The sequence below is a fragment of the Streptomyces sp. NPDC088725 genome, assembly GCF_044751305.1.
GTDB lineage: Bacteria > Actinomycetota > Actinomycetes > Streptomycetales > Streptomycetaceae > Streptomyces.
Genome location: NZ_JBIVLO010000001.1, coordinates 40832 through 57610, shown reverse-complemented (window position 1 = coordinate 57610; position 16779 = coordinate 40832). Strand labels below are relative to the sequence as shown.

The window sequence follows — 16779 nt, the reverse complement described above, 5'->3', positions numbered from 1 at the left end:
TCGCGGCAGGTCGGGCCGGACGCGTTCGGTCACCGGCTCAGGGGGTTGGTGAGGGTGATGTAGACGGACTGGGTGTCGACCGGGCCGACGAGTTCGTCCAGATCGTGCAGCCGCGTGAGCAGGTTGGCCTTGCACCGCAGGGTGGGCGCGTCGAGGAGATGGCCGGGCAGCGGCGAGCCGAGCGGCAGGGCCCCGGCCAGGAACTGACGGAAGGCGGCGAGGAGGACGCGCTCGTCGGCGAGACCCTGCGCGCCGAACGCTCCGATCAGCCCGCATACGTTGTTGATGCCGAGGTAGTAGGCGAACCGTTCGTCGGTGACCTCGTCGGAGACGAAGGTGTCGCTGGCCACACCGATGCCGGGGAGACGGCGCTCCAGGGCGGTCCTGTACGACTCACGGAAGTAGTAGCCCTGGTTGTCGCGGTAGCGCCCGCCGATGGGCCAGCCGTCGGGGTCGAGGAGCACCAGGGTGTTCTGCTGGTGCGCTTCCAGGGCGATGCCCGCCGTGCCGTCCAGCCAGAGGACCGGGCGCACGACCTGGTCGAGGTAGCGCAGGAACCACTCGGCGGCCACGGCTCCGGTGCTCCGGCCGGTGCGGGCCGCGAGCCCGGACACGGTCTCCGCGAGGCGCGAACGCACACCGGGGCGGCCGGGCCAGGGTCGCGGGGCGGTCAGCCCCGCGACACAGACGGCGTCGTCGGCGGGTCCGAACGGGTTGTGGCGCAGCATGACGTCGAGTCCGCCGACCGGTTCTCCGTCCCGGGTGTCGACGGCCAGCCAGGCGGGGTCGCGGACGATGTCGAACCCCGGGTGGGCGGACCGCAGTTCCCTGCCGAGTCCGCTGCGCAGCAGCCGGTGGACCTCGACTCCGCGGTGGAGTTCCTTGCGCAGGTTCTCGCGGCGGGAGTTGGTGATCCGTACGCCGAGGGAGAGCTTGAGCATGGCGGCGGCGCCGGGCCTGTGCACCGTACGGATCGAGGAGGTGGGGTGCCAGCGGTCACCGGACGGCCCGAGGTCGTGGAGCAGTCCGGCGTCGAGGAGCGCGGTGACGGCGGGACGGTGCGTCAGTTCGCGGGCCTGCCAGGGGTGCAGGGGCAGCGGGACGGTGCGCTCGGGGACGGGCAGACCGGCAAGGAGCCGGGAGGTGAGCTGTTCGGCCCGTACGACACGGCCCTGTTCGGTCCACGCCGAGTCGGTGGCGAGTACGGACCGGTCGACGGCCATCCAGTGCAGGGCGAAGGATCCGCGCAACTCCGGTGAGTAGGAGCGTACTTCGGCCTCGGAGAGTCCTTGCCTGCTCTTGGGCGTGGGATGCAGCGGGTGCCCGAGCAGCAGCGACTGTTCGGCGGTGAGGAAGAGATCGGCGCCCTCGGCGGGTTCTGGCCTGCGGCGCCGGTCCGCGAGGAAGTCGGCTGTGCGGTCGACGGAGTCGGCGACCCTGCCGACCAGATCGGCACTCTGCGGCCGGCCCGACTCCCGGCCGAGAAGGGCTGCGACCGTGACGGCTTCGGCGGCGGGGGCGTCCGGAGTCACGCCCTCCAGAAGGGGCGCGCCGAAGCGGTGCCAGCCGGTCGGCGACCAGTAGAGGACGGGGACGAGCAGCGCGGCGCCGCTCATGTCGAGCGGGATCCGCAGGAGGTCACCGGCGGGCTGGGGCAGGTTGTTCTCCCTGACCCAGCAGCGCAGCAGGTTCTCCACCGCCGCCGCGTCGGCCGCCCGCCGCGGGTCGGGGTGGTCGAGGAGGTCGGCCGGCGGGGAGGCCGCCGCGTGGGTGTGCTCCTCCGCGGGGCTGCCCGCCTGCTGCCGCGGCACGGTCGGTGACTCGGCGGCGACAGCGGGCGCGGGAACGGAGACGGGCGCGGGCACAGAAGGAGGGACGGGCGTGGGGGTGGGGTTCACGGAAAGCTTCCTTGTGAGGGGGCCGGGGTGGAGGCCGACGCCGGGAGGTCCGGGGGTGGTCGGTACGACGACGATCAGCCGGCGCTCCGCCGGAGCAGGGACCGCCGAGGCGCGGAAGGCCGGGGTACGGAACGCCGGACCACGGAACGCTCGGCGGCGGCCAGGGCGTCGCAGAACCGGTCGAGGACCGCCACGGCTTGTTCGTCGGTGAGGGTGAGCGGCGGGAGCAGCCGGACGACGGCGGTGTGCTGTCCGGCGAGTTCGACGATGAGGCCGCGGCTGAGGCATTCGCGCCGGACGACCTCGGCGAGTGCGGGATCCGGGGGCGCGGCCGGGCCGTCGCCGCCGCTCTCCGGGTCCACCAGCTCGACACCGATCATGAGGCCGCGGCCCCGTACGTCTCCGACTCGGTGATGGCCGGCGGCGAGGCCCCGGAGCTGCCGGAGCATCTGCGCGCCGAGCAGCCCGGCGCGCGCCGCGAGGCCGTTCTCCCGTACGTACGCGAGGGTCGCCGTGCCTGCGGCCATCGCGAGCTGGTTGCCGCGGAACGAGCCCGGGCGGGCGGCGGGTTCGCCGCGTTCGAGATCCGCGCGGTACACGATCACGGCCAGCGGCAGGGACCCCCCGATCGCCTGCGAGAGCACCATGACGTCGGGGGTGATTCCGCTGTGTTCCACCGCCCAGAACGTGCCGGTGCGTCCGACCCCTGTCTGCCCCTCGTCGGCGATGAGGGGGATGGCACGGTCGGTGGTGATCTCGCGCATTCTGCGCAGCCAGGTGTCGGGGGCCGGGATGACCCCGCCCTCGCCCTGGACCGGTTCGAGGATCATGCCCGCCGGAGCGGGCACACCGTCCCTGAGGTCGTCGAGCAGGCTCTCGGTCCAGCGGGCGGCGAGTTCGGCGCCGCGTTCGCCGCCGGCGCCGAAGGGGCAACGGTAGTCGTACGGGAACGGCAGCCGGGTCACCTGTACGTCCTGGGCGCGGCCGGGTCCGCCGAGGGCCGAAGGCGTCATTCCGTGGTGTGCCCCGGTGAAGGCGAGAAGTCCGCCGCGGCCGGTGGCGGTACGGACGAGTCCGACGGCGGCCCCGACCGCGTCGGCGCCCGTGGGTCCGCAGAACCGCACCGAGGCGTTCTCGGCCAGCCGTGGCGGCAGCGTGGTCAACAACTCCGCCGTGAAGGCGTCCTGCACGGGGGTCGCGAGGCCGGGGGCGTGCAGTGGCGCGCCGGAGTCGAGAACGGATCTGATCGCTTCCAGGACCACCGGGTGGTTGTGCCCGAGAGCCAGTGTCCCGGCGCCGGAGAGGCAGTCCAAGTACCGCCGCCCGTCGGCCCCTTCGATCGTCAGACCCCGGGCCCGCACCGGCACGACGGGCAGCGAGCCCGCGTACGTGCGCGCCGACGGCTCACGTGACGTCTGGCGCCGCAGGGTGCCTTCGTGGGTGACGGTCGCCGCCACCGGTGCTGGTTCGGTCACGGCGGTAGGTCCTCCCGGTGTCACGGTCATGGTGCGCGTACGGCTCCGGACAGCCGGATGTACGGGGGCGGACGCTCGATGGGCGCCTCTCAGGTCTCAACGACGAGGTGCCCGGTGGATCACGGGCACGGGGAAGATCCCTTGGGCGCGGAACCGCGGCCCTGCCGTCGGGCGTCCGCTCCGGCACCGGCATAGTGGGGGCCGCATCCTGACTCCTCAGAGTGACCGGGGTGTGTCAGTTGTGCGTTTTTCGAGGGAACCGTTCCGACGCCACAGGGGGATTTCCACCATGCGACCCATTCGCCCGAAGCTCACCGCTCGCCGTCAGGGAAGCGCTCGGCGCGGAGTCTCGCCCGCTCTCGCGATGGCTTCCGTCGCCGTCGCTCTCGCGCTCACCGCCACGGCCTGCGGTTCCGGCGAGGACGACGCGAGTGACCACCCGAGCGTGTCGAGCGGCAGTTCGTCCGACGGCAAGATCGTCATTCCGGACGGCCTCAAGGAAAAGCTCAAGGACCACGGGTTCGATCTGGACAACTGGAAGAACGGCGAGTGGAAGAACTGGGACAGGGAGACGTGGCTGCGGGAGGCCAGGGACTTCGTCAATCCGATCATCGCCGGTCTCTGGGACTCCGAGCGGATGCGGGATGCCGACAAGGCGCCCGAGAAGCCCGTCGCCCCGGACCTCTCGAGTGACGAGGGGGTGACCGACCCGACGCCGGCGCCGGTCGAGGCCGCGGCGGTGAGCGCTCCGTACAGCGCCCACGCGGCCGAGGCGGGCAAGCTGTTCTTCGACAGCCCGGACGGCTCGATGGTCTGCTCGGCGACCGTCGTGAAGGACCCGGCGCATCCCGGCAAGTCCAACATGGTGTGGTCGGCGGGGCACTGCGTGCACGCGGGCAAGGAGGGCGGCTGGTACCGCAACCTTGCCTTCGTGCCCGCGTACAACGACAAGGGCCTGTCCTCGGCCGAGTTGGAGACGGCACCGAAGGAGGAGATCGCTCCGCACGGCGTCTGGTGGGCCGACTGGGCGCAGACGTCCCAGCAGTGGATCTCCCAGGGCGGCCCCAGCGGCGGCGACGGCGCACCGTACGACTTCTCGGTGATCCACGTCACCCCGGAGGGCGGCAGCACCGGCAAGTCGCTTGAGGAAACGGTCGGTTCGGCGCTTCCGGTGGAGTTCAACGAGCCTGCCACGACGGAGATCGCCGACGTCACGGCGACCGGCTACCCGGCGGCGGCGCCGTTCGACGGCCAGAAGCTCTTCCAGTGCGCGGACAAGCCGGGCCGGCTGTCCCTGAACGCCTCTGACCCGACGATGTACCGCGTCGGCTGCACCATGACCGGCGGTGCCTCCGGCGGCGGCTGGGTGGCCACCGGTCAGGACGGCAAGCCCGCCCTGGTGTCCAACACCTCCATCGGCCCGGTCAGCGCGGGATGGCTGGCGGGTCCGCGCCTCGGTGACGTGGCACAGGGCGTCTACGACGGGGTCAGCAAGAAGTTCGCGGACAAGTAGCGACGCATGACGGCGGCCCGTCCACTCTCCCGGGAGAGTGGACGGGCCGCCGTCATGCGTCGCTCAAGGCCGGTGCCGGTCGGACCAGGCCCGGTCAGGTCAGGGCGCGACCGGTACGTACGCGGCGAGCGCGGCCGCCAGTTCCTCGTGGACCCGTGCCTTGAGCAGCGTGCCCTCCGGGGTGTGCTCCTCGGACAGCACCTCGCCCTCGGCGTGCACCCGGGAGACCAGAGCGCCCTGCGTGTACGGGACGAGCACCTCGACCCCGACCTCGGGCCTGGGCAGCTCGGCGTCGATCAGCGCCAGCAGCTCCGCCATGCCCTGGCCGGTACGGGCCGAGACGGCGATCGCGTACCGCTCCGCCGTCAGCAATCGCTGCAGGACCAGCGGATCGGCGGCATCCGCCTTGTTGATCACGACGATCTCGCGGACGTCCACCGCGCCCACGTCGCGGATCACCTCGCGCACGGCGGCGAGCTGCTCCTCCGGCGCGGGGTGGGCGCCGTCCACCACGTGCAGGATCAGGTCGGAGTCGCCGACCTCCTCCATCGTGGAGCGGAACGCCTCGACGAGGTGGTGCGGCAGGTGCCGGACGAATCCGACGGTGTCGGCCAGCGTGTACAGCCGGCCGCTCGGCGTCTCCGCGCGGCGGACGGTCGGGTCCAGGGTGGCGAACAGCGCGTTCTCCACCAGGACGCCCGCACCGGTGAGCCGGTTGAGCAGGGACGACTTGCCCGCGTTCGTGTATCCGGCGATCGCGACCGACGGCACCTGATGGCGCCGGCGCTCCTGCCGCTTGATCTCGCGGCCGGTCTTCATGTCCGCGATCTCCCGGCGCATCTTCGCCATCTTCTCGCGGATCCTGCGCCGGTCCGTCTCGATCTTGGTCTCACCGGGACCGCGCGTGGCCATGCCGCCACCGCCGCCGCCACCCATCTGCCGGGAGAGCGACTGACCCCAGCCGCGGAGCCTCGGCAGCATGTACTGCATCTGCGCGAGCGCGACCTGCGCCTTGCCCTCACGGGACTTGGCGTGCTGGGCGAAGATGTCGAGGATCAGGGCGGTGCGGTCGACCACCTTGACCTTGACGACGTCTTCGAGATGGATCAGCTGACCGGGGCTCAGCTCACCGTCGCAGATGACGGTGTCGGCGCCGCTGTCGAGGACGATGTCCCGCAGCTCCTGCGCCTTGCCGGAGCCGATGTACGTGGCGGAGTCGGGCTTGTCGCGGCGCTGGACGACTCCGTCGAGCACCACGGCGCCCGCCGTCTCGGCGAGGGCCGCCAGCTCCGCGAGGGAGTTCTCCGCGTCCCGGACCGTGCCGGAGGTCCACACGCCGACGAGGACCACGCGCTCCAGGCGCAGCTGCCGGTACTCGACCTCGGTGACGTCTTCGAGTTCGGTGGAGAGGCCGGCGACGCGCCGCAGCGCGGCACGGTCGGAGCGGTCGTACTGGTCCCCGTCCCGCTCACCGTCGATCTCGTGGCTCCAGGCGACGTCCTCTTCCATCAGGGCATCGGCCCGAAGGCTGTCCGTGCGCGGGTCCGCCGTGCGGCTGTCCTCGAAGGTCTGCGCGTCCTGGGAAGTGGATGAAGAGGAGGTCATTGGATCCTTTACGTCGATCGGAAAGGCCGGTCCACCCGGCTCAGCAGTCACAACGGGTGACGGCCGGGATTGATTCCCGGCCATGCCGCCGGCCCCTTGACCGGCCCCTTGATGGTGGCACGGTTCGCTCCGGCCGTCACATGTGTTTCACGTGCTGTTTCCGGCGGGTGCCACGCTGTGCCAGTCCGGGTGTCCCGGCATCGGCGGGGTCTTCTTCCCGTACAGCCACGGTTCGAGGAAGGCGGACAGGTCACGCCCCGCGACCTCCGAGGCGAGCGCGGTGAAGTCGGCGGTGGTCGCCGTCCCGTCGCGGTGGTCCCGTACCCACGAGCGCTCCACGCGGGCGAAGTCCTGCTCGCCGATCTCCTGCCGGAGCGCGTAGAGGATGAGGGCGCTGCCGTCGTAGACGACGGGACGGAACAGGCTGATCGGGTGGCCCGCGGTGGGGGGCTCCGGGGCCGCCGGCGGGCCGCCCGCGGCCCGCCAGACGTCGGACTGCCGGTAGGCCTCGCGCATCCGCGTCTCCAGCGGCATCCGCGCGTGCTCCTGGGCGTACAGGGCCTCGTACCAGCTGGCATGCCCCTCGTTGAGCCACAGGTCCGACCAGGACCGCGGCGAGACGCTGTCGCCGAACCACTGGTGGGACAGCTCGTGGACCATCACCGAGTCGACGTACCACTCGGGGTACTCGGTACGGGTGAACAGGGAGCGTTCGAAGAGCGAGAGCGTCTGTGTCTCCAGCTCGAAGCCGGTGACGGCGCCGGCGATCAGCACGCCGTACGTCTCGAAGGGGTACGGGGTGCCGAGCTGCCGTTCCATCCAGCGGATCTGCTCCGGGGTCTTCGCGAGCCACGGCTCCAGCAGCTCACGGTCGGCGGCCGGCACGACGTCCCGTACGGGCAGTCCGTGCGGCCCCTCGCGGTGGATGACGGCCGAGTCGCCGATGGTGATCTGCGCGAGTTCGGTGGCCATGGAGTGTTCGGTGCGGTACGTCCAGGTGGTGGTCGCGTCGTGGCGAGTCTTCGCCACAGGGAGGCCGTTGGCGACTACGGCCAGCCGCTGCGGGGCAGTGACATGGAACGTGAAGTACGCCTTGTCGGAGGGGTGGTCGTTGCTGGGAAAGACACGATGGGCCGCGTCGGCCTGATTGGCCATCACCAGACCGTCGGTGGTGCGGATCCAGCCGCCCTTCTTCCCGCCGGTGTCGCTGGTGTGGCCGACGGTGATCCGCAGGGGCATGCCCGGGTCCACGGCCTTCGCGGGGGTGATGACCAGGTCCTCGCTCGCGCTCGCGAAGCGCGCGGGCGCTCCGTTGACCTCGACGGAACGCACGGTGCCGTGGCTGAAGTCGAGGTTGATCCGCTCCAGCCGTTCGGTCGCCAGCGCGTCGATCCTGGTGACGGCCTCCAGCGGTTCGGTGTTGTCGCCGCCGTAGGTGAAGCCGATGTCGTAGGCGCGTACGTCGTAGCCGGGGTTGCCCAGTTCCGGGAAGAGCGGGTCCCCGATACCGAGCGGTACGGGCGCGGGCAGAGTGGCGGCGACGAGGGAGGCGGAGGCGGCGGCCAGCAGGACGGCGCGCAGGCGCGGTGAGATGAGCGGCATGCACCACCGCTATCAGCGGCCGCCCGGAGCGCGGCGACGGCTCGCTCCACATCCACCCGAACGAGACGGCCGGGCACCTCAGCGGCCCCGGGTCGGGCAGTCCGGTCCGGCAAGCGGCCGGTGTCTCAGCTGGCCGCCGGGTGCTGGGCGCGGCTCACGTCGTACACCCCCGGCACGTCCCGCATGGCGCGCATCAGCCCGGGCAGTCCTGCCGCGTCGGGCAGCTGGAGCGTGTACGTGTGCCGTACGCGCTGCTCGTTGGGCGGCTCCACGGTCGCGGAGACGATCGCGGCGCCTTCCGTGGCGATGGCTTCCGTGAGGTCGGCGAGCAGCCTCGGGCGCCCGAAGGACTCCGCGTACAGGGTGACGCGGCAGTCCGCCGCGTCCGTCCAGCTCACCGCGACCGGCGCCCGGCCGAGAGCGCGCATCCTGGCCACCGCGGAACACTCCTCGCGGTGGACGGTGACGGCCCCGCCGCTGACCGGGAAGCCCGTGACCGCGTCCGGCGGTACGGGCGTGCAGCAGCCCGCGAGCCGTACGGCCGCGTCCGGCAGGTCCACCACGACGTTGGCCGCGCCGCGCTGGCCGGCGCTCACGGCGGAGGGCGCGCGGGGCGCGGCCGCGGGCGCCCTCACCGCTTCCGGGTGCGCCGCGAGCCAGCCCGTGATCGCGATCCGCGCGGCGGGAGTGTGCGCGTGGTCGAGCCACTCCGGCGAGGGTCCCGACGTGGTGTCCTGGGCCAGCAGCAGCTGGACGGTGTCGCCGTCGCCGAGGACCGTACTCAGCGGTGCCAGACGGCCGTTGACGCGCGCGCCGAGGCAGCCGTGCGCCGCGTCTCCGTGCTGGGCGTACGCGGCGTCCACGCAGGTCGCCCCCGCGGGCAGTCCGAGCATCCCGCCCTCCGCGCGGAAGACGGCGATCTCCCGCTCCTGCGCCAGATCGGCACGCAGCGTCGTCCAGAAGGTCTCGGAATCGGTGGTCGCCTGCTGCCATTCCAGGAGGCGGGAGAGCCACCCCGGCCTGGTGGGGTCGGCGCGCTCGCCCTCCTGCGGTTCCGTCACGTCGACGGCGGCGTAGGGATTGCCGAGAGCGACGACGCCGGCCTCGGCGACCTGGTGCATCTGGTGCGTACGGATGAGGACTTCGGCGACCGCGCCGTCCGGTCCCGCGACCGCGGTGTGCAGCGACTGGTACAGGTTGAACTTGGGCGCGGCGATGAAGTCCTTGAACTCGGAGATCACCGGCGTGAAGCAGGTGTGCAGCTCGCCGAGGACCGCGTAACAGTCCGCGTCCTCACCGACCAGCACGAGCAGTCTGCCGAAGTCCGTGCCGCGCAGTTCGCCGCGTTTCAGCCTGGAGCGGTGCACGGATACGAAGTGCCGTGGCCTGACGAGGACTTCGGCGCTGACGCCCGCGTCGCGCAGGACCTTCCTGACGTCCTCGGAGATGGCCGCGAGCGCGTCCCCCGCCGTGGCGTTCTCCTCGATCAGCGCGCGGGTCTCCTCGTACTCCTCCGGGCGCAGGATCGCAAAGACCAGGTCCTCCAGCTCCGCCTTGAGCGCCTGGACGCCCAGGCGCTCGGCGAGCGGGATGAGGACGTCGCGGGTGACCCTGGCGATGCGGGCCTGCTTCTCGGGCCGCATCACACCGAGCGTGCGCATGTTGTGCAGCCGGTCCGCGAGCTTGATCGACATCACGCGGACGTCGTTGCCGGTGGCGACGAGCATCTTGCGGAAGGTCTCGGGCTCCGCCGCGGCGCCGTAGTCGACCTTCTCCAGCTTCGTCACGCCGTCGACCAGATAGCAGACCTCGTCACCGAACTCGGCGCGCACCTGATCGAGCGTCACGTCCGTGTCCTCGACGGTGTCGTGGAGGAGCGATGCCGTCAACGTCGTGGTCTCCGCGCCCAGTTCGGCGAGGATCAGGGTGACGGCCAGCGGATGGGTGATGTAGGGGTCGCCGCTCTTGCGGTACTGGCCGCGGTGCGAGGCCTCGGCGAGGACGTACGCCTTGCGCAGCACGGCGAGGTCGGATTCCGGGTAGTGCGCGCGGTGGGCGTCCGCGACGTGTCCCATGGCGTCGGGCAGCCGGTCCCTGGTGGCGGGCCCGAGCAGCGCGGCTCTCCCGATCCTGCGGAGGTCGATCCTGGGAAGACCGCGCTTGCGGCTGTGGGCACCGGGGCTGGTGGCCTCTGCGCTCATGGGGCACCTCCAACAGCTTCGACCGGCGGTGGAGGAGCAGGAGCGCCCTCCGGGCCGGTACTTGATGCTATCGAGCCCATCACGCGGACCGGACCAGCTCCCGCCGAGCGTGAAACGGATCACCCATTCGAGCGAGGTTCTATCCGAAGGCCGTTTCGAGCCAGAGCGGGTCGAATCGCCCGTCGGCCACGATGACGGCCGGCCCCGTCATCTCGACCTCTCCGTCCGGGCGTTCCGTGATCAGCAGCCGTCCGCCGGGCAGGTCCACGGTGTATGTGACGGGCGTTCCGGTCACCGCCGGGTCGACGCCGTCCCTGCGGGCCGCGACCACGGCGACGGCGCAGGCGCCGGTGCCGCACGACAGGGTCTCGCCCGAGCCGCGTTCGTGGACGCGCATGGCGACATGGCGCGGGCCCCGGCCGACGACGAACTCGATGTTCACCCCGTCCGGATAGACGGACGCGGGGGCGTAGGCCGGCGCGGAGTACAGGTTTCCGGCGTGCGCCAGGTCCTCGACGAAGGCGACCGCGTGCGGATTGCCCATGTCGACGTGGACGGCGGGCCAGTCGCGGTCGCCGACCGTGACCGTCACGGCGCCCCTGTGAAACGCGGCGGGTCCCATGTGGACGGTGATGTCGCCGTCTTCGGCGCCGTCCGCGCGCTCTGCTCCCGTGCCCTTGGCGATGTGCACCCGCTTCACCCCGGCGCGGGTGGCGACTGCGAGATCGCCCGCCTGCACATGACCCGCGCGCCGCAGGTAGCGGGCGAAGACCCGCACACCGTTGCCGCACATCTCGGCGATGGATCCGTCGGCGTTTCGGTAGTCCATGAACCACTCGGCCTCGCCGGCCATGGCGCGCGCCTCGGGATGCGCGGCGGACCGCACGACATGCAGCACCCCGTCGGCGCCGATGCCCGCTCTGCGATCGCAGAGCGCGGCCACCACCCGGGGGGACAGCCCGACGGTGTTCTCCGGGTCGGGGACGATCACGAAGTCGTTCTGCGTGCCGTGGCCCTTGAGGAAGGGGATCGGCGCGGTCTGCGAGGTACTCACAGGTCCATCGTACGAGTTCAGCGCAGTCGGGCGACTCGCCAGACCGCGAGCGCGACCAGTGCGGCGGCCATGGTCACGTACAGCGCGACGACCCGCCAGTCGGGGCGCTCGCCGGAGGCACGGGACGGCAGTCCCGGCCAGGTGTGGCCGACGCGGCGGGCGGCCATCATGGCCCCGCCGGCGGCGCAGCAGCTGATCAGCAGGCCCAGCATCGCTACGACCGCTCCGACGTCACCGGTGCCGAAGGCGAGGGGGAACGCGAACATCAGCGAGCCGACCGCCGCGAGCATCACGATCGGGGCGAGCTGCCAGATGCGCAGCCTGCGCTGCGGGCGCAGTTCGACCTCGACCTCGGGGGTGACGGCTTCTTCTTCGTCGGGCCCGTCGGGGCTCAGTCCAGGACTCAACCGTGGGGGGGCTTCCTGTGTGACCTGGGTAATGGGTTCACCTTCGCGAGGGCCGGCTTCCATCGCCACGCGCCCTCCCAACTCGGACTCCACTGGTCGATCGATGCTCGATGATGGCACGCTCCCGGGTCCCGGAATGACGGGCTGAGCGTCCCGATGCCATCACGTGATCAGGCTGTGACCGCCCGTTCGACCAACGCCAGTGCCCGCTGCGGGAGTTCCTCGCGGTGCTCCGCCCCTCCGTCGAGCCAGTGCACCCGCGCGTCCCGGCGGAACCAGGAGTCCTGACGCCTCGCGAAGCGTTTGGTCGCCCGTACGGTCTCGGCGCGCGCCTCCTCGTCGGTGCACTCCCCGGCGAGCGAGGCCAGCACCTGCTGGTAGCCGAGCGCGCGCGAGGCGGTACGGCCTTCCCGCAGGCCCTGGGTCTCCAGCGCGCGCACCTCGTCCACCAGTCCCGCGCTCCACATCCGTTCGACCCGCAGCGCGATGCGCGCGTCCAGTTCGGGGCGTTCGACGTCGACGCCGATCTGGATCGTGTCGTACACGGCCTCGTGGCCCGGCAGGTTGGCGGTGAAGGGCTTGCCGGTGATCTCGATCACCTCGAGCGCCCGGACGATGCGCCGGCCGTTGCTGGGCAGGATCGCGCGGCCGGCCTGGGGGTCCGCGGCGGACAGCCTGGCGTGCAGGGCGCCGGAGCCGCGCAGGGCCAGTTCGCCTTCGAGCCTGGCGCGTACCTCGGGGTCCGTTCCCGGAAAGTCGAGGGCGTCGATGGCGCCTCGTACGTACAGCCCGGAGCCGCCCACGAGGACCGGCGTACGGCCCTCGGCGAGCAGCCGGTCCATCTCCGCCCTGGCCCGCTTCTGGTACTCGGCGACGCTCGCGGCCTCGGTGACGTCCCAGATGTCGAGGAGGTGGTGCGGGACGCCGGCGCGCTCGGCGGGTGTCAGCTTGGCGGTGCCGATGTCCATTCCCCGGTAGAGCTGCATGGAGTCGGCGTTGACTACCTCACCGTCAAGTTGCCGGGCGAGATGGACGCCCAGATCGGACTTGCCGGCCGCGGTGGGACCGACAACGGCGATGACCCGCGGTGCGGGAGCTGCACTTGTCACGGTCCCAGTCTCGCAAACAAGGGACCGCTCCCCGAACGGGTTACCCGGGTGGCGGCGGACAACGAGGCTGTCGGGGGCGCTCGCCCGTAGGCTGTAGTTCCCACCGAGGGAAGGTGCCCCATGGGATTCAAGGATTCATTCAAGGCCAGGATCGCTCCGGCCAAGGACAAGGTCTCCGATCTCGCTCAGCAGCACGGGGACAGGATCGGCCACGGCCTGGACAAGGCCGCGAAGACGGTCGACGAGAAGACCAAGGGCAAGTACAGCGACAAGATCGAGTCCGGGACGGGCAAGGCGAAGGGCGCCATCGACCGGATGGCCCAGAAGGACGACGGCACTCCCCCGCCGCCGCCACCGTCCGCCCCCTGACATCCCCGCTCAGCGACATCCCCGCTCAGCGACATTCCGGCTCACCCTTACGGCCGCGGGACGCCTCGACCGGCGCTTCGCGGCCGCTGCCGTGGGTGCGGTCCCCGGGGCTTCCGGTGCGTCAGGACCAGGCCGCGACGAGGTAGCCGACGCCATAGGGGGCGTCCTCGTACAGCAGCGCGCCGCCCAGGTCCGCTCCCCTTGCCGCGCCCGCCAGTACCTGCCAGGGCGCCCGGCCGGCCACCTTCAGTTCGGCCGCCAGGCCGACGTCCAGCGACTCCAGCGACTCAAGGTCGGCGGTCTCCAGGGCCCTTGCCGCGCGTGCGTCGAAACCGGCCGCCCGCTCGTCGAGATACCCGGGCGCTTTCAGCGAGCGGCAGGCACTGGCGTCGCCCATCACCAGCAGCGCCACTCTCCCCGGCCGCCCGACCAGTTCCTGTCCCGCCCGCACGCACTGGTCGGCGGGTATTTCCCCCGCCACGCCCAGACCGGTGACGGGGGCGGCGGACCAGCGGACGTGTTCCAGCAGCCAGGCCCCGACCGCCAGCGAGGTCGGCAGCGGGCGCTCGCAGCGCCCGCCGGATACGCCGAGCACGGTCTCGACGTCCACGCCGAAGCCCCGGAAGGACCCGACGGCGCCCTGCGGATACGGCCCCGGGCCGTCCCGCCCGGCGGGCCCGACGACGACGAGCCGGTCGGGCCTGGCGGCGGCGAGCACCCCGAGGGCGTCGGCGCACGCGGCCCGTACGGCATCGAGTTCGGGGGCTGCCCCCGACGCCACGGCGGGCACGAGCAGCGGCGGACAGGGGCAGACGGCAGCGGCGACCAGCATGCCCGCACCCTAACGCGCGCGAAAAGCGCCAAGGCCCGGGCCGGACCTACGCCCGGGCCCGGGCCGGACCTACGCCTCGACTCCGCAGCCGCCCGCCACCGCGGGCAGCGGGGCGGGGACGCCGACCGTGGGCAGCCCCAGCAGCACCCCGGCGGGGCGCTCGCCGGCGGCCGCGTTGCGCTTGTCCCAGGCGTCTCCCGAGCGGGTACGGCGCACCCGGAGGGCCGGCCCCTCGGCGAGCAGGTGGTGCGGCGCCGCGTACGTGATGTCGACGGTCACCACATCCCCGGGGCGCACCGGCTCGTCCGGCTTGGTGAAGTGGACGAGACGGCTGTCGGGCGCGCGGCCGGACAGCCGGTGGGTGGCCCCGTCCTTGCGGCCCTCACCCTCGGCGACCATGACGTCGAGCGTGCGGCCGACCTGCGTCTTGTTCTCCTCCCAGGAGATCTCCTCCTGGAGGGCGGAGAGCCGCATGTAGCGCTCCTGGACGACTTCCTTCGGGATCTGTCCGTCCATCTCGGCGGCCGGCGTCCCCGGTCGCTTCGAGTACTGGAAGGTGAACGCCTGCGCGAAGCGCGCCTGCCGCACCACGTGCATCGTCTGCTCGAAGTCCTCCTCGGTCTCGCCGGGGAAGCCCACGATGATGTCGGTGGAGATGGCCGCGTGCGGGATGGCGGCGCGCACCTTGTCGATGATGCCGAGGTAGCGGTCCTGGCGGTACGAGCGGCGCATCGCCTTCAGGATCGTGTCCGAGCCCGACTGCAGCGGCATGTGCAACTGCGGCATCACGTTCGGCGTCTCGGCCATCGCGGCGATCACGTCGTCCGTGAAGTCGCGGGGGTGCGGCGAGGTGAACCGGACGCGCTCCAGGCCCTCGATCGAGCCGCAGGCCCGCAGCAGCTTGGAGAACGCCTCGCGGTCGCCGATGTCGGAACCGTACGCGTTGACGTTCTGGCCCAGCAGCGTGACTTCCGAGACTCCCTCGGCGACCAGCGCCTCGACCTCGGCCAGGATGTCGCCGGGGCGGCGGTCCTTCTCCTTGCCGCGCAGCGCGGGGACGATGCAGAAGGTGCAGGTGTTGTTGCAGCCGACGGAGACGGAGACCCACGCGGCGTAGGCGGACTCCCGGCGGGTCGGCAGCGTCGAGGGGAAGGCTTCCAGCGACTCGGCGATCTCGATCTGCGCCTCTTCCTGGACGCGCGCACGCTCCAGGAGGACGGGCAGCTTGCCGATGTTGTGCGTCCCGAAGACCACGTCGACCCAGGGAGCGCGCCGCACGATCGTGTCGCGGTCCTTCTGGGCCAGGCAGCCGCCGACGGCGATCTGCATGCCGGGACGCCTGGTCTTCATCGGGGCGAGTCTGCCGAGGTTGCCGTACAGCTTGTTGTCGGCGTTCTCCCGCACCGCGCAGGTGTTGAAGACGACGACATCGGCATCGCCGTCGGAGCCGTCGGGGGCACGGACGTATCCCGCGCCCTCCAGCAGGCCCGACAGCCGCTCGGAGTCGTGGACATTCATCTGACACCCGTAGGTGCGCACTTCGTAGGTCTTCGCGCTCATCTCGCCACCAGGGTACGGGGTCGCCCCGGGCAACCGTCCGGGGCTTCGTCAGATGGGCCCTTGCCATCATGGGCCCTGGCCATCACGAGGAGCGAACTGGCAGGATCACGCCATGCTCGCCGCCTTGTCCGTACCGTCCTGGCTCAGCCGCCGCCGCACTCTGCGGGCAGCCGCCGCGTTTCTGGTGGTGCTGGGGCTGCTGCTGTGGTGGCTGCTGCCCTTCGGGACATCGTCCCCGCACGGCTCCGTCACGTTCAGTACGGGGGTGACCAGCGGGGTCTACCAGCGGTACGGAACGCTGCTCAAGAACGAACTGGCGCGCGATCTGCCGGATGTGTCAGTGGCGCTCCAGACCAGTGAGGGCTCGCAGCAGAACATCTCGCGGGTGGCGATCGGTGAGGCCGACGTCACGATCGCGACCGCCGACGCGGTCGCGGAGTACCAGAAGAACGGCGGCACAGGCGCGGACCGGCTGCGCGGCTGCGCGCGGCTGTACGACGACTACGTACAGCTGATCGTGCCGAAGGACTCGGAGATCCACTCCATCCGGGATCTGCGCGGCAAACGGGTGGGCGTGGGCCAGCAGGGGTCCGGCGTACGGCTGATAGCCGACCGGCTGCTGAAGGCCGTCGGGCTCGACTCGTCGCGGTCCGTCAGCGCGGCGCCCGTGGGGATAGACACCGCGCCCGGTCTCATCGAGCACGGGCAGCTCGACGCCTTCTTCTGGTCGGGCGGTCTGCCCACCCTCGCCGTGGAACAGCTGTCGGAGCGCTTCGACATACGGCTGGTGCCACTGGAAGCGTCGCTGGTCACCGAGTTGCACGCGACGGGCGACAGGGCCTCGACCTTCTACCGCTCGGCGGAGCTGCCGGCCGACGCCTATCCCAGGGCGCAGAACGGCGCGGCCATAGCGACCGTGGCCGTGTCGAATCTCCTGGTCACGACCGACCGGATGGATCCGTCCATGACCGAGGCCCTGACCCGCGCGGTGATCGACAGCCGGGACCGCATCGGCCACGAGGTGCACCCCGCGCAGCTGGTGGATCTGCGGACCGCCATCTATACGGACCCGCTGCCGCTCCACGAGGGCGCCAAGCGCTACTACCGGTCGGTCAAGCCATAGGCCCGGGCCCGCTGTCCGGGAGAGCGGGCGT

The 16779-nt window shown here is 71.6% G+C and carries 13 protein-coding genes; 3 read left to right on the top strand and 10 right to left on the bottom strand.

The genetic code is table 11. From position 1 onward, the window contains the following. Nucleotides 1-29: 29 nt before the first annotated feature. Together ACIP6N_RS00230 and ACIP6N_RS00225 are read right to left on the bottom strand one after the other, a co-directional pair. Entirely contained in the window at nucleotides 30-1898 is a 1869-nt protein-coding gene (locus ACIP6N_RS00230; RefSeq protein ID WP_401811610.1) for an IucA/IucC family protein, read from the bottom strand. A 74-nt stretch (nucleotides 1899-1972) separates the two neighbouring features. After that, nucleotides 1973-3403: a diaminobutyrate--2-oxoglutarate transaminase family protein gene (locus ACIP6N_RS00225; RefSeq protein WP_401811609.1), complete on the bottom strand. Its 1431-nt coding sequence runs from the start codon at nucleotides 3401-3403 to the stop codon at nucleotides 1973-1975. Between the two features lie 259 nt (nucleotides 3404-3662). On the opposite strand from ACIP6N_RS00225, the gene ACIP6N_RS00220 reads away from it, so the two are divergent. Beyond that, the gene (locus ACIP6N_RS00220; RefSeq protein ID WP_401811608.1) at nucleotides 3663-4886 is read left to right on the top strand and encodes a trypsin-like serine peptidase; all 1224 of its coding nucleotides are present in this window, start codon (nucleotides 3663-3665) and stop codon (nucleotides 4884-4886) included. Nucleotides 4887-4985: 99 nt separating this feature from the next. Here the strand turns inward: ACIP6N_RS00220 and hflX are convergent, their stop codons facing one another. From hflX to miaA, 6 genes are all read right to left on the bottom strand, one after another. Continuing rightward, a complete protein-coding gene (gene hflX, locus ACIP6N_RS00215; RefSeq protein WP_401811606.1) occupies nucleotides 4986-6491 on the bottom strand; it encodes a GTPase HflX in 1506 nt (501 codons plus the stop codon). Nucleotides 6492-6638: 147 nt separating this feature from the next. Then, nucleotides 6639-8093, bottom strand: a complete 1455-nt coding sequence (locus ACIP6N_RS00210) for a M1 family metallopeptidase (RefSeq protein ID WP_401811604.1) — start codon at nucleotides 8091-8093, stop codon at nucleotides 6639-6641. A gap of 125 nt (nucleotides 8094-8218) precedes the next feature. Next, entirely contained in the window at nucleotides 8219-10294 is a 2076-nt protein-coding gene (locus ACIP6N_RS00205) for a RelA/SpoT family protein (protein ID WP_401811603.1), read from the bottom strand. A gap of 139 nt (nucleotides 10295-10433) precedes the next feature. Then, nucleotides 10434-11348 (bottom strand): diaminopimelate epimerase, encoded by a 915-nt coding sequence (dapF, locus tag ACIP6N_RS00200; protein WP_401811602.1) that lies wholly within the window; start codon nucleotides 11346-11348, stop codon nucleotides 10434-10436. 17 nt (nucleotides 11349-11365) lie between these two features. Further along, entirely contained in the window at nucleotides 11366-11818 is a 453-nt protein-coding gene (locus tag ACIP6N_RS00195; RefSeq protein WP_401812575.1) for a hypothetical protein, read from the bottom strand. Nucleotides 11819-11925: 107 nt separating this feature from the next. Then, nucleotides 11926-12864 (bottom strand): tRNA (adenosine(37)-N6)-dimethylallyltransferase MiaA, encoded by a 939-nt coding sequence (gene miaA, locus ACIP6N_RS00190; RefSeq protein WP_401811601.1) that lies wholly within the window; start codon nucleotides 12862-12864, stop codon nucleotides 11926-11928. Between the two features lie 120 nt (nucleotides 12865-12984). Here miaA and ACIP6N_RS00185 point away from each other — a divergent pair, with 120 nt between their 5' ends. Continuing rightward, the gene (locus tag ACIP6N_RS00185; RefSeq protein ID WP_401811600.1) at nucleotides 12985-13233 is read left to right on the top strand and encodes an antitoxin; all 249 of its coding nucleotides are present in this window, start codon (nucleotides 12985-12987) and stop codon (nucleotides 13231-13233) included. Nucleotides 13234-13354: 121 nt separating this feature from the next. Here the strand turns inward: ACIP6N_RS00185 and ACIP6N_RS00180 are convergent, their stop codons facing one another. Further along, nucleotides 13355-14065 (bottom strand): class III extradiol dioxygenase subunit B-like domain-containing protein, encoded by a 711-nt coding sequence (locus ACIP6N_RS00180; RefSeq protein ID WP_401811598.1) that lies wholly within the window; start codon nucleotides 14063-14065, stop codon nucleotides 13355-13357. 69 nt (nucleotides 14066-14134) lie between these two features. Further along, nucleotides 14135-15625 carry a tRNA (N6-isopentenyl adenosine(37)-C2)-methylthiotransferase MiaB gene (miaB, locus tag ACIP6N_RS00175; RefSeq protein WP_401811597.1) on the bottom strand — a complete coding sequence of 497 codons (1491 nt, stop codon included), beginning with the start codon at nucleotides 15623-15625 and terminating at the stop codon, nucleotides 14135-14137. A gap of 112 nt (nucleotides 15626-15737) precedes the next feature. On the opposite strand from miaB, the gene ACIP6N_RS00170 reads away from it, so the two are divergent. After that, nucleotides 15738-16748 (top strand): TAXI family TRAP transporter solute-binding subunit, encoded by a 1011-nt coding sequence (locus ACIP6N_RS00170; RefSeq protein ID WP_401811595.1) that lies wholly within the window; start codon nucleotides 15738-15740, stop codon nucleotides 16746-16748. The last annotated feature ends 31 nt before the right edge of the window (nucleotides 16749-16779 follow it).